Source organism: Aminobacter sp. GW821-FHT11F06, assembly GCF_058808215.1.
This window is the reverse complement of sequence record NZ_JBXARL010000002.1, coordinates 124,174-137,111: the sequence shown is the minus strand read 5'-3', so window position 1 is coordinate 137,111 and position 12,938 is coordinate 124,174. Positions and strand designations below refer to the sequence as shown.

Genomic DNA, 12,938 nt, shown 5'->3' with positions numbered 1-12,938 from the left:
ACTACTCCCCTGCTCTCAGGCGGTGGATATGCTCCACGAGGCCGGCTGTCGAGGAGTCGTGACGCGCGGCATTTTCTCGCCCATCCACGACAGGCAACAGCCCGGTGGCCAGTTCCTTGCCCAGTTCCACGCCCCATTGGTCGAAGGCGTTGATGCCGAACAGCTGCGCTTCGACGAAGACGCGATGCTCGTAGAGCGCGATCAGCCGGCCAAGCATATGCGGATCGAGCTTGCGGTAAAGGAGGGTGACCGACGGGCGGTTGCCCGAGAAAACGCGATGCGGCGCGATCTTGTCGACCTCTTCTGATTTGATGCCCTTGGTCAGCATCTGCCGCCGCGCTTCTTCCAGCGTGCGGCCTTTCATCAGCGCTTCCGATTGCGCCAGGCAATTGGCGAGCAAAAGATCGTGGTGCTCCTGAAGGTCGGGCTCATGGCCCTCGGCGGCCGCCAGGAACTCGACCGGGATGAAGTCGGTGCCCTGGTGCAGCAGCTGGAAGAAGGCGTGCTGGCCGTTGGTGCCGGGTTCGCCCCAGACCAGCGGGCCGGTCGGCGTCACCACGCCACCGCCGGAAAGCGTCACGCTCTTGCCGTTCGATTCCATATCGAGCTGCTGCAGATAGGCCGGCAGCCGCGACAGGCGCTGGTCGTAAGGGATGACCGCGCGCGCCGGGTAATTGCAGATCGCCCGGTGCCAGAAACCGACCAGCCCCATCAGCACCGGAATGTTCTTCAGCAGTGGTGCCGTGACAAAATGCTGGTCCATGGCATGCGCGCCGGCGAGGAAATCGCGAAAATTCTTGGGGCCAATGGCGATCATGATCGGCAGGCCAATCGCCGACCACAGGGAATAACGGCCGCCGACCCAGTCCCAAAAGCCGAAAACACGATCCGGCTCGATGCCGAAGGCCGCGACCTTGTCGAGCGCTGTCGAGACCGCCGCGAAATGGCTGCCCACAGCCTTGGCGCCAAGTTTCTCTTCGACCCAGCGCCGTGCGGTCGCCGCATTGGTCATGGTCTCGACGGTGGTGAAGGTCTTGGACGCGACGATGAACAGCGTGGTCCCTGCGTCGAGGTCCTTCAGCGTGTCGTGGATATGGGCGCCGTCGATGTTGGAGACAAAATGCGCGCGCGGCCCGTCGTGATAGGGCGCCAGCGCCAGCGTCGCCATCGCCGGACCGAGGTCGGAACCGCCGATGCCGATATTGACGATGTCGGTGATCTTCTTGCCGGTAGCGCCCGCAGCCTTGCCCGAACGGATGTCGTCGGCAAACGCCGCCATGGCGCCGAGCACGGCATGCACATCCACCGTCACGTCATGGCCATCGAGCATGACAGGTGCGCCCACAGGGTTGCGCAATGCCGTGTGCAGCACGGCGCGATCCTCGGTGACATTGATGCGCGCGCCCGCAAACATCGCCGCGCGCTTGCCGGCGAGATCGACAGTCTGTGCCAGCTTCTCAAGCAGCGCCATGGTGGTGGCGTCGACGGCGCATTTGGACCAGTCGAACAACAGGTCGCCGTCTACAGCCGAAAAATGCTGGAACCGCTTCGGGTCGGAGGCAAATGCCGCGCGCAAATTCTTCGGCGCGTCCTGATGATGGTTGCGCAGCGCGGTCAACGCCGCATGAAAGGGTTGGTCGATCATCTGGGAACTCCGGGAATGTGAGCTGTTGGCATCATCCTAACAGACCTTGGGACTCATTGAGAGGCGTCGTGGCGGACTATCGTTCCAAATTTCAATCGGTTCAATTGCCTCCGTTTGCAACCGATGCTGGAAAGGTTCACTGGCACAAATCTATAGGATTAGAAAAATTGATTGGTGCAACCGCTTGTACCAAGGATAGCTTTCTATGGTCCAGCAAAGTCAAAACGACTGGACATGCGGGAAGAGTTCCATGCCACAGCGAAACGACACGGCGATCTGGTCAGGCTTGTTCCGGATTTCGGCGGAATCAGGTCAGACGCTCCAGGCCCAGATCAGGCAGGCGATCGTCGCCGCCATTCTCGACCGCCAGATCGCAGCTTCGATGCCGCTTCCTTCCTGCCGCATCCTCGCCGAAAAGCTCGGTGTGGCGCGCGGCACCGTGGTGCTGGCCTTCCAGCAGCTTGTCGATCAGGGTTTCCTCGTGGCGCGCGAGCGCCGGGGGCACTTCGTCAATCCCGAAGTGCTGGCAACGCCCGCCAAGCCGCAGCAGAAGAGCCCCGACCAGGCCAATGAAATCGATTGGAAGGCGCGCCGCAAGATCGCAGCGTCCGACATGCCGCCGCCCGCCAAGCTCGAGAACTGGATCAAGTCGTCCTACCCCTTCGTCTACGGCCAGTTCGACCCGACGCTGTTTCCCACCGCCGAATGGCGCGAGTGCAACCGCATGGCGCTGGCTGTGCTCGAAATCCGCAACTGGGCGGCCGACATGGTCGACCGCGACGACCCGCTTTTGATCGAGCAGATCCAGGCGCGCCTGCTGCCGCGTCGCGGCATCTTTGCCAATCCCGACGAGATCATCGTCACGCTGGGCGCACAGAACGCGCTCTATATGCTGGCCACGCTGTTGATGACCAAGGGCTCCAAGGTCGCGATGGAAGACCCTGGTTACCCGGATGCGCGCTCGATCTTCCGGCTTGCCGGTGCTGACATCGAGCCGGTTCCTGTCGATCATTCCGGCATCGTCACCTCGGCGATCCCGTCGGATGCCGGTTTTGTCTTCGTCACGCCAAGCCACCAGTGCCCGACAATGGTGCCGCTCAGTGCCGAGCGCCGGCAGGACCTTCTGGCCCGTGCCACGCGCAACAACCAGATCATCATCGAGGACGGTTATGACAGCCAATTGCTCGACGAGGCGCCGCAGCAGGCATTGAAGAGCCTCGATCGTTCGGGCCGCGTCGTTTATGTCGGCTCGATGTCGAAGACGCTCGCGCCTGGCCTGCGCCTTGGCTACATCGTCGCTTCTGCCGGATTGATCTCCGAGCTGCGCGCACTGCGCCGCTTCATGCTGCGCCACCCGCCGGCCAACAACCAGCGCGCTGTCGCGCTGTTCCTGTCGCTCGGCCACCACGAGGCGCTGGTGCGCCGCTTGTCCACTGCCTTCGGCGAGAGGCGCAAGCGATTGGTCCACGCGCTTTCGGCTTTCCTGCCAGACTGGCAGTCGACCGACTCCGCCGGCGGCACGTCCTTGTGGCTCGAAGGGCCGCGCGGCACCGACTCGCGCGGGCTCGCGGCGGCAGCCGCCGCGCGCAGCGTCATCATCGAGCCGGGCGAGCGCTTCTTCGAGCATTCCGACAAGCCCACCCGCTTCATGCGGCTGGGCATTTCCTCGATTGCGCTGCAGCACATCGAGCCTGGAATCCGCGAACTGGCGACCGCCGCCGGGCGCCGCCCCGCGGCCGCATAGTTCCTTTCGCCGGCGGCGCCTCCGTGCCGCCGGCTTATATCAGCGCTCTGGCATATCCGGCGAAATCCGCTGGCCCATAGTCTGGGCCAATGGACACGGCATAGTCGCGCAAAGGGAACGAGGCTGAACGACGGTGGCATAATCACTGCGGGCCAGCCTCACAGAAAATTCGGAGGACTTGCATGTCGCATGCCATCGAAAGCCATGACCTGTCGGCAGAGCAACGCTCGCGCCGATCCGGTGGCCGGGAGGCCAGGCGGGCGATGCGCGCGGCACCCCTTGCCGACGACATCCGCCCCATCCGCGCTGGCCTTGAAGGCGGCAGCTTCAAGGCATTGGCGCCAAACGACCTCGAACGCATCCACGAAGCGGTGCTGACCCTGCTTGAAACCGTCGGCTTCGCCAACGCCATTCCAAGCTGCATCGAAGCGCTGACCCGGGTTGGCGCGACGCACAGCGAAGATGGCCGCATCCGCTTCCCGCGCGAGCTTGTGCTTTCCACCATCAAGAACGCCGCCCGCAACTTCACGCTCTGCGGCCAGGACCCCAGGCACGATATGCTGATCCAGGGCAAGCGCGTGCACTACGGCACGGCCGGTGCAGCCGTGCATCTTGTCGATGTCGAAAAGCGCGAATACCGCGAAAGCCTGCTGCAGGACATTTACGACGCCGCCCGCATCGTCGATGGGCTCGACAACATCCACTTCTTCCAGCGCCCGATGGTGCCGCGCGACATCCCCGACCCGCTCGAAATGGATTTCAACACGCTCTACGCCTGCGTGTCGGGCACGTCGAAGCATGTCGGCACCAGCTTTACCGTGCGCGAGAACGTCGCCCCGGCCTTGGAGATGCTCTACGAAATTGCCGGCGGTGAGGAGAATTTCAGGGCCCGGCCGTTCGTGTCCAATTCCAACTGTTTCGTCGTGCCGCCGATGAAATTCGCCGAGGATGCCTGCGGCGTGCTCGAAGCCTGCGTTGATGGCGGCATCCCGATCCTGCTGCTCTCTGCCGGCCAGGCCGGAGCGACCGCGCCGGCGGCGATTGCCGGAGCGGTGGTCCAGGCGGTGGCCGAGGTGCTTGCCGGCCTCGTCTATGTCAACGCGCTCAAGCCCGGCCACCCCGCGATCTTCGGCACCTGGCCGTTTGTCTCGGACCTGCGCACCGGCGCCATGTCGGGCGGCTCGGCCGAACAGGCACTGCTGACAGCGGCCTGCGCCCAGATGGCCCAGTTCTACGATCTGCCCGGTGGCTCCGCCGCCGGCATGGCCGACTCCAAGCTGCCCGACATCCAGTCAGGCTACGAGAAGGGCATCACCAACGTCATGGCCGGCCTTTCCGGCCTCAATCTGGTCTATGAGTCCGCCGGCATGCATGCCTCGCTGCTCGGCTTTTGCCTGGAAAGCCTGATCATCGACAACGACATGCTGGGCCAGTGCCTGCGCTGCGTGCGCGGCATCGAGGTCACCGACGCTGCACTGTCGATCGACACGATCTCGGAAGTCTGCCTCAACGGCCCCGGCCATTATCTCGGAAATGAGCAGACGCTCAGGCTGATGCAGACAGAGTATTTCTACCCCGCCGTTGCCGACCGTTTCTCGCCCAAGGAGTGGATCGAAAAGGGCAAGCCCGATCTGCTGGGCAAGGCGATATCAGAGAAAAAACGCATCCTGGCCGAACGTTTTCCGCGCCATGTTGCAAAAACCACCGACGACAAACTGCGCGCCCGCTTTGGCGAACTGATCAAATTGCCGCGCGGCGGCATGGGCGGGTAGGGGCCGTTCAGTCCGCGCTCAGCCCGAAACGCTCGACCACCTCGGGGTTGATTAGCTTGGCATGCAGCGCAAGCAATACGATCTCGGCGTCGAAACCATCACCGGCTTGCAGCGCTGCCTCGATCCGTTGCTCGGCTTGCTCCATATAGTCGCGGCCGTTGGCCCGCTCGAACGCTTCCGGCCCGGCGATGCAATAGCCAAACAGCTGCGCCACCGGCGGATAGGCGTGTGAAGGCGGTTCCTCGGGCCAGTGATCCTTCATCAGATTGACGATGGTGAGTTTCACACCTTCCGGCACCAGTGCCGGATGCAGGTCGACGCCGCGCAAGGCCGCGTCCAACTCGCGCAGATCGCCCGAGCGGCCGAACATGCCGAGAAATCCAAGGGAAGAACGTCGTCTGGCCATCATGTCCCTGTCCGTTTCCCAACCAGTTAGGTGGTTCGGAACGGAATACAAAGGGCGACCGCCGGCGGACACCTTCATCGGCCGATATTTCTGCCGCTTATGGAATAGATCCAAACGTCTCCCGTTCCTCCAAGGCAATCAGCAAGATTGCCGAATAGGAGATGACAGATGAAAAAGATCCTCGCCATCCTTGGTGCACTGCTTGTCGCAGCACCTGCCACGCAGACACCTGCAATGGCCGACGACGATATTTCGAAATTCTTCAAGTCAGTCGTTTCGGGCGGCAAGAAATCGAACGGGCGCAATGGCTGGTCGAATTCGAGCAGCAACCGCTCGTCCAATTCTTCGGACAATTCGAGTTCCAACCGTTCGTCGAACTCGTCGAACAACTCGAGCTCCAACAGCTCGTCCAATTCGTCGAGCAATTCGAGCTCCAACTCGTCGTCCAATTCCAGCTCGAATTCCTCGTCCAACTCGAGTTCGAACAGTTCGTCGAACTCATCTTCCGACGACGACTGATCGCGGGCAGGGCATCATCAAGCTGAAGGGCCGGTGGAATTCCACCGGCCCTTTGCGTTTGGGGCTTTTGTCAGCGTGGCGCCCGGGCGATCTTGCGATACCAGCCGTCGGACGCGATGGTGTTGCGGAAGACGCGGCGACGGTCATGCTCTTCGTCCTTGCGCTCGGCTCGGATGTCGGCGGTCAGTTCAAGCGCCTTGCGCTCGAACGGGATGACCTGCACCAGCGGCGCGCCTTTTTCGATGATGTGCAGACCGTCGGTTCCGGTCGCAAAGAACGGAAAATGGATTTCCGCCGTATAGGTGTCGGTATCGACAATGCCCGACACCAGTTCGAAAATGCCGTTCGGCCGGTTCAGCGGCTGCACGAACAGGCAGCTCCAGCCGGGTGGTGTGCGCACACTCCAGTAGTTGTGGAACTTGCACGGCGGCGCCGGCTGGCGCGGATTGCCCGCGACCTGGTGCGCACCGTGATTGCTGACCAGCGTGCGGTCGAAATCCCAGGCAGAGTTTACCGTCTTGCCGCCGTCAGTGATTTCCATGCGTACCGTGGCGGCGAGCCTGATGATCCAGCCAGCCGTCATCGCATCGAGAAACGGCATGCAGCGTTTGATGGTGAGACCGCTGTCCCCGGTCGAAAGCGTCGTCGGGTCGACGGCGGGCAATTTGCGGAACCAGTCGGGCAGGAACGTCTTGGCCGGCACGGGCGGCGGGATGACGCCGTCATCCTCCGGGCGGCACAAAAAGCGGATCGAGGGCGGCTTCGGCGAAAATGGAAACATCTTTTTCTCCTGCGTGATGGCAGGAGAACGCGCAGGCGCGAGGTCTATTCCATGAGATGGCCTTTGCCTGGCGCATTCAGCAGCCTGCGCTTGACAGTGAAGTTCGCCGGCTGTAATTAACTGATATGTTAATTAACATGATTGCTAAATAAATGACCGACGATCGCCTCAGCGCCACCTTCTCTTCGCTCGCCGATCCGACGCGGCGCGCCATTCTCGCGCGGCTGGCGCTTGGCGAGGCGACAGTCAACGAACTCGCCGAACCCTTCGCGATGAGCCTGCCGGCCATCTCACGTCACCTTAAGGTGCTGGAGCGCGCCGGACTGATCAGCCGTGGCCGCGAGGCACAGTGGCGGCCGTGCCGGCTGGAGGCCGGGCCACTCAAGGACATCGCCAACTGGGTCGAGCATTACCGCCGCTTCTGGGATGCCAGCTTCGACCGCATGGGTGATTACCTCAAGGAATTGCAGACCGCTCAACCCAAGGGAGGACCCGATGACCGCAAGAACTAGCACCGTGGCCGCAGAGCCGCTTTTCCTCGAAATTTCGCGCGTCTTCGACGCACCGCCCGCCCTTGTCTTCAAGATGTGGTCGAGCCCGGAACATCTGACTCGCTGGTGGGGGCCGAAGGGCTTTACCTCGACTTGCGAGAAGCTCGAATTCCGCAAGGGCGGTCGCTATCACCTGCTCATCCACGGCCCCAACGACCATCACGACGGCATGACTGGCACTTTCCGCGAGATCGTCGAGAACGAAAAGATCGTCTTCACCTTCGCCTGGGACCACGACCCGGCCTGGGAGACGCTGGTGACGGTGACGCTCCGCGCTGAAGGCACGGCTACGCGGCTGACTTTCCGGCAGGAGCCGTTCGCCGACATCGAAACACGCGACTCGCACATGGGTGGCTGGGGCGAATGCCTCGATCGCCTGGTCGACGCCCTCGCTGGCCGCCCGGTGATCTGAAAAACGCGCGACCCGCACGGGCGCCAGCCGACTTGCACATTTTGACCAGCGCTTGCCGAAGATCTCAATCGATTTTCGGATCGATGCGTCATGCCTTGGAGAAGACGACGTTGAAGACTTATCGCGGTAGCTGCCATTGCGGGGCGGTACGGTTCGAGTGTGAACTCGACCTTGCACCGCACGGCCAGCGTTCCAAACCCGAACTTGATGGCGTGTGGTGGAGGTCCAGCTTCCGCTGCAACTGTTCGTGGTGCGCCAAGACACGGTTCTGGAAAGCCTTCGCCCGTCCGGCCGCCTTCCGCGTGACCGAGGGCGCCGGGATGCTGACCGAATACCGCTTCGGCGAGCGCGCCATCCGCCACACCTTCTGCAGCCACTGCGGTGTCCGTCCCTTCGCGACCGCCAGCTTCGAGCCGATGGGCGGCGATTTCGTCGCCATCAACCTCGCCTGTCTCGATGACGTTGCACGTGAAGAACTCGCCGCTGTTCCGATCACCTATGAGGACGGCCGCAACGACGCCTGGGACAAGCCGCCGGCCCAGACGGCCTATATGTGAGCGCCGGCTCAGTCATTGCAGTGTGCCGGCCGCAATGGTGCTGCCGGCGAAAGTCCAACGATGGAGAGCATGATGCAGCATGAAATCGTGTCACGAGACGAATGGCTGGCCGCGCGCGTAGCCCTGCTGGCCAAGGAAAAAGCAATGACCAGAGCGCGTGATCAGTTGAGCGCCGAGCGGCGCGCGCTGCCCTGGGTGAAAATCGAAAAGGATTATGTCTTCGACACCCCCTCGGGAGAGATGTCGCTGTCCGATCTCTTCGACGGCCGCAGCCAGTTGTTCATCAAGCATTTCATGATGGGCCCTGGCCAGCAGCACCATTGCGTCGGCTGCTCGTTCGAACTCGACAACGCCGACAGCGTGCTCGTCCATCTCGAAAATCACGATGTCACCTATGTCGCCGTGGCGCGGGCGCCGCTCGCCGAAGTCGAGGCGCTCAAGGCCCGCATGGGCTGGCAGGCGCGCTTCGTCTCGTCCTTCGACAGCGACTTCAACTACGACTTCAATGTCTCCTACACGCCCGAGCAGCTTGCGGCGAAGCGGGCGGTCTACAACTTCGCGCCGTTCGACTTCGAGATCGAGGATCTGTCCGGCGACAGCGTCTTCTACAAGGACGATGACGGCCAGATCTACCATACCTATTCGACCTTCGGGCGTGGCGCCGAGCAATTCCTCGGAGCCTATGGCTTTCTCGATGTCATGCCCAAGGGCCGCAACGAAGCGGGGCCTTTCAACAACCTGGCGAGCTGGGTGCGGCCACACGACATGTATGGCAAGGGTGGCATGGTCGAGCCCACTGGCCGCTATCACCCGGCCGATTGCGGCTGCGGCAAGCACGGTTGAGCGACGTCGATGTGCTGCGCCCTTGGAGCGCTGGTCATCGCCATGATTGCCGCTTGGCGCCGCGTGATGAATGCGGCGTCAGCTTGGCATCGCGGGGTGCGATGGGCTGCGGCATTTGCCGCGGCCCTGGTTCTTGGTGTGGGGGCGGCCACTGCCACGCAGCATTTTCAGCACTACGCCGAACGCGCTGATATCCATCGGCGCACCATCCTGGCTGAGATCTGGGCCCAGCCGATCTGTGATGGCACGTCTGTTGGCGACGAGCAGCAGATATCGAGGCTGAATTGATCGAAAGCCCTGCGCTTCGGTATCTCAGTGATTGTCGCGCGGGATGCCCTTGGTCTGGGCTATGCGCTGGTATTTCACCGCTGGCTTCAGCACCATGCCTTCCGACAGCTGGTCGACCATGCCGCGCTGGATCTCCTGCCATGGCGTCTGGTGTGCCGGGTAGTGGTAGCCGCCATCATTTTGCAGTTCGGCGCGGCGACGGGTGATCTCGTCGTCGGTGACCAGAATGTCGGCGGTGCCCTTCTTCAGGTCGATGCGCACCCGGTCGCCCGATTTCAGCAGCGCCAGCCCGCCGCCGACGGCGGCTTCCGGCGAGGCGTTGAGGATCGAGGGCGAACCCGACGTGCCCGATTGGCGGCCGTCGCCGATGCAAGGCAGCGAGTGGATGCCGCGCTTGAGCAGATAGGCGGGCGGCTGCATGTTGACGACTTCCGCGCCGCCGGGATAGCCGACGGGGCCTGCACCGCGCATGAACAGCACCGTGTTCTCGTCGATATTCTCGGCTGGGTCGTCGATGCGGGCGTGATAATCCTCCGGCCCGTCGAACACTTTGGCGGTGCCTTCGAAGGCTTCGGGGTCGCTGGGGTTCGACAGGTAGCGGTCGCGGAACTCTTTCGAGATCACGCTGGTCTTCATGATCGCGCTGTCGAACAGGTTGCCCTTGAGATTGATGAAGCCGGCATCTTTCTTCAGCGGGTCGGCGACCGTGCGGATGACCTTTTCATCGTGGTTTTCCGCCGCACCACAGTTCTCGCCCATGGTCTTGCCATTGACGGTGGCAGCATCGGGATGCGGCAAGAGCCCCGCCTTCATCAATTCGGCGACGACGGCAGGCACGCCGCCGGCATGGTGATAATCCTCGCCGAGATACTCGCCGGCCGGCTGCAGATTGACCAGCAGCGGCACATGGTGGCCGATCTTCTGCCAGTCGTCATTATCGAGCGGCACGCCGAGATGGCGGGCGATGGCGTTGAGATGGATCGGCGCGTTGGTCGATCCGCCGATCGCCGAATTGACGACGATGGCGTTTTCGAAGGCTTCGCGCGTCATGATGTCGGATGGCTTCAGATCCTCGCGCACCATGTCGACGATGCGTTTTCCCGTCTCGTAGGAGATCTGGCCGCGCTCGCGATAAGGTGCGGGGATCGCCGCCGAGCCGGGCAGTTGCATGCCGAGCGCCTCGGCCAGGCTGTTCATCGTCGTTGCCGTGCCCATGGTGTTGCAATAGCCGACCGAGGGCGCCGAAGACGCGACGATGTCCATGAACTGGTCGTAGTCGATCTCGCCGGCAGACAGCCTTTCACGCGATTTCCACACGATGGTGCCTGAGCCGGTACGCTCGCCCTTGTGCCAGCCATTGAGCATCGGCCCGACCGACAAGGCGATCGCCGGGATGTTGACGGTGGCAGCCGCCATCAGCAGCGCTGGCGTGGTCTTGTCGCAGCCGATGGTCAGCACCACGCCGTCGAGCGGGTAGCCGTAGAGCACCTCGACGAGGCTGAGATAGGCGAGGTTGCGGTCGAGCGCGGCGGTCGGGCGCTTGCCGGTTTCCTGGATCGGATGGCAGGGAAATTCGAACGGCACGCCACCGGCTGCGATGATGCCTTCGCGCACGCGCTTGGCCAGTTCGATGTGGTGGCGGTTGCACGGCGACAGGTCGGAGCCGGTCTGGGCGATGCCGATCAGCGGCTTGCCCGACTGCAGCTCTTCGCGCGTCAGGCCAAAATTCAGGTAGCGCTCGAGATACAGCGCGGTCATGCCGGGATTGTCGGGATTGTCGAACCACTCCTGCGAACGGAGCTTCTTCGTCGTCTTAGTGCCGGCCATAAATTCCTCCCGAAATCCGGATCCGCATCGTTATGGCAAGGACCGAATCGCTGCAAGGGCGGCGAAGGCGTGGCCCGGTGGACACGTGATCACACGGCCTTCGAATGGGCTTTGGCCTTGCCAAACAGGGCTGTTCTTGAAGCGCTGCGATGCTATGAAAACGCCGCCAATGACATGAGGGCCAGTGCCTTGATCGACGACCGCCTCTATATCGACCCCGAGCTTGTCCAGTTCTACGACCTCGAGAACGATGGCGGCGACGACGTCGATTTTTGCCTAAAATTTGCCGGCGAGGCCCGGAGTGTACTCGATCTCGGCTGCGGCACTGGCGCGCTGACGGTGATGCTGTCGCCCGGCCGCGCCGTCACCGGCGCCGATCCGGCTGCGGCGATGCTCGATGTCGCCCGCAAACGCCCCGGCGGCGACCGTGTCGAATGGGTCGAGGGCGACGCGCGTTCGCTGCGCCTTGGCAAAAGCTTTGACCTTGTGCTTTTGACCGGCCACGCCTTCCAGGTGTTCCTGACGGCCGACGATCAGCGGGCAGCACTCGACACCATCGCCGCCCATCTCGCGCCGGGCGGCCGTTTCATCTTCGACACGCGCAATCCGCAGGCAAACGAATGGCAAAGCTGGGGTCCCGAGGATTCGCGGCGCAGCGTCGAGCATCCGGCCCACGGCACGGTCGAGGCCTGGAACGACGCCGTTCGCGACGAGGCCACCGGCATCGTCACCTACGATACGTTTTACCGTGTGCCGGCCACCGGGCAGCGCTTCCACGCGCAATCGCGCATCGCCTTTGCCGAGAAGGAGCCGCTCGCCGCGATGATGGCCGAGGCCGGACTCGTGGTCGACCGCTGGCTCGGCAGCTGGCAAGGCGCGCTTTATGCGCCTGATGCCAGCGAAATCATCCCGATCGGCCACAAGGCCTGACCGCCGCCGGTGTGATGGACAATCGCTGGACGCTGCGTTACCCCTCAAGCATCGGAATTCGGGAGGATTGCGCATGGCCCTGGTGATCGAAGGCGAAGAGAAGATCGCCGCCCCCATCGACGTGGTGTGGAAGGCGCTCAACGATCCCGAAATCCTGAAAGAGAGCATTCCCGGCTGCGAGAGCCTGGAGATGAGTTCGCCGACCGAGATGGCCGCCAAGGTGGTGCTCAAGATCGGACCGATCAAGGCGACCTTCACCGGCGAGGTGACGCTGAAAAACCTCAACCCGCCGCATTCCTACACCATCACAGGCGAAGGCAAGGGCGGCATCGCCGGCTTTGCCAAGGGCGGCGCCGATGTCACGCTGACCGAGGACGGGCCTGATACGACGATCCTCAAATATGAGGCCAAGGCCGATGTCGGCGGCAAGATCGCCCAGCTCGGCAGCCGCCTGATCACCTCGACCTCGAAGAAGCTCGCCGGGCAGTTTTTTTCGACTTTTGGCGAGAAGGTCGGGGGCGCCTGAAGTCTTGCCTTCTCCCCTTGCGGGAGAAGGTGCCCCAAAGGGGCGGATGAGGGGTGCTGGCCGGAGTGTAGCATCTCTGATTATACGCCATCCAGAGGCTCCTTTGCGACCTCGCGTTTCTTCCAACACCCCTCATC

The 12,938-nt window shown here is 62.9% G+C and carries 14 protein-coding genes; 9 read left to right on the top strand and 5 right to left on the bottom strand.

The window, feature by feature from the left end; genetic code table 11:
* Position 1: 1 nt before the first annotated feature.
* Positions 2 to 1,645, bottom strand: a complete 1,644-nt coding sequence (gene pgi / locus AC1RTB_RS05080; protein WP_492875328.1) for a glucose-6-phosphate isomerase — start codon at positions 1,643 to 1,645, stop codon at positions 2 to 4.
* Between the two features lie 250 nt (positions 1,646 to 1,895).
* Here pgi and pdxR point away from each other — a divergent pair, with 250 nt between their 5' ends.
* Both pdxR and AC1RTB_RS05070 read left to right on the top strand, forming a co-directional pair.
* Complete coding sequence (pdxR, locus tag AC1RTB_RS05075; RefSeq protein WP_492875326.1) at positions 1,896 to 3,389, top strand: MocR-like pyridoxine biosynthesis transcription factor PdxR; 1,494 nt, start codon at positions 1,896 to 1,898, stop codon at positions 3,387 to 3,389.
* Between the two features lie 182 nt (positions 3,390 to 3,571).
* Positions 3,572 to 5,161, top strand: coding sequence for a trimethylamine methyltransferase family protein (locus AC1RTB_RS05070; protein WP_492875324.1), 1,590 nt, complete (start codon positions 3,572 to 3,574; stop codon positions 5,159 to 5,161).
* 7 nt (positions 5,162 to 5,168) lie between these two features.
* Here AC1RTB_RS05070 and AC1RTB_RS05065 read toward each other — a convergent pair whose 3' ends face one another.
* The 3 genes from AC1RTB_RS05065 to AC1RTB_RS05055 form a co-directional block, all read right to left on the bottom strand.
* On the bottom strand, positions 5,169 to 5,567 hold the full coding sequence (locus AC1RTB_RS05065) for a hypothetical protein (protein WP_492876322.1): 399 nt from the start codon (positions 5,565 to 5,567) through the stop codon (positions 5,169 to 5,171).
* Positions 5,568 to 5,641: 74 nt separating this feature from the next.
* Positions 5,642 to 6,040, bottom strand: a complete 399-nt coding sequence (locus tag AC1RTB_RS05060) for a hypothetical protein (RefSeq protein ID WP_492875322.1) — start codon at positions 6,038 to 6,040, stop codon at positions 5,642 to 5,644.
* Positions 6,041 to 6,156: 116 nt separating this feature from the next.
* Entirely contained in the window at positions 6,157 to 6,867 is a 711-nt protein-coding gene (locus tag AC1RTB_RS05055; protein ID WP_492875320.1) for a DUF6065 family protein, read from the bottom strand.
* A 152-nt stretch (positions 6,868 to 7,019) separates the two neighbouring features.
* On the opposite strand from AC1RTB_RS05055, the gene AC1RTB_RS05050 reads away from it, so the two are divergent.
* From AC1RTB_RS05050 to AC1RTB_RS05030, 5 genes are all read left to right on the top strand, one after another.
* Positions 7,020 to 7,379, top strand: a complete 360-nt coding sequence (locus tag AC1RTB_RS05050; RefSeq protein ID WP_492875318.1) for an ArsR/SmtB family transcription factor — start codon at positions 7,020 to 7,022, stop codon at positions 7,377 to 7,379.
* Complete coding sequence (locus tag AC1RTB_RS05045; RefSeq protein WP_492875316.1) at positions 7,363 to 7,830, top strand: SRPBCC family protein; 468 nt, start codon at positions 7,363 to 7,365, stop codon at positions 7,828 to 7,830. Before AC1RTB_RS05050 ends, AC1RTB_RS05045 begins: the two co-directional genes overlap by 17 nt.
* 110 nt (positions 7,831 to 7,940) lie before the next feature.
* Positions 7,941 to 8,387 (top strand): GFA family protein, encoded by a 447-nt coding sequence (locus tag AC1RTB_RS05040; RefSeq protein WP_492875314.1) that lies wholly within the window; start codon positions 7,941 to 7,943, stop codon positions 8,385 to 8,387.
* Between the two features lie 72 nt (positions 8,388 to 8,459).
* Complete coding sequence (locus tag AC1RTB_RS05035) at positions 8,460 to 9,230, top strand: DUF899 domain-containing protein (protein ID WP_492875312.1); 771 nt, start codon at positions 8,460 to 8,462, stop codon at positions 9,228 to 9,230.
* A gap of 42 nt (positions 9,231 to 9,272) precedes the next feature.
* On the top strand, positions 9,273 to 9,518 hold the full coding sequence (locus tag AC1RTB_RS05030) for a hypothetical protein (RefSeq protein ID WP_492943796.1): 246 nt from the start codon (positions 9,273 to 9,275) through the stop codon (positions 9,516 to 9,518).
* Positions 9,519 to 9,542: 24 nt separating this feature from the next.
* Here the strand turns inward: AC1RTB_RS05030 and AC1RTB_RS05025 are convergent, their stop codons facing one another.
* Positions 9,543 to 11,345, bottom strand: coding sequence for an IlvD/Edd family dehydratase (locus AC1RTB_RS05025; protein WP_492875308.1), 1,803 nt, complete (start codon positions 11,343 to 11,345; stop codon positions 9,543 to 9,545).
* Between the two features lie 192 nt (positions 11,346 to 11,537).
* Here AC1RTB_RS05025 and AC1RTB_RS05020 point away from each other — a divergent pair, with 192 nt between their 5' ends.
* Positions 11,538 to 12,275 carry a class I SAM-dependent methyltransferase gene (locus tag AC1RTB_RS05020; protein WP_492876320.1) on the top strand — a complete coding sequence of 246 codons (738 nt, stop codon included), beginning with the start codon at positions 11,538 to 11,540 and terminating at the stop codon, positions 12,273 to 12,275.
* A 73-nt stretch (positions 12,276 to 12,348) separates the two neighbouring features.
* Positions 12,349 to 12,801: an SRPBCC family protein gene (locus AC1RTB_RS05015; protein ID WP_492875306.1), complete on the top strand. Its 453-nt coding sequence runs from the start codon at positions 12,349 to 12,351 to the stop codon at positions 12,799 to 12,801.
* Positions 12,802 to 12,938 lie beyond the last annotated feature (137 nt).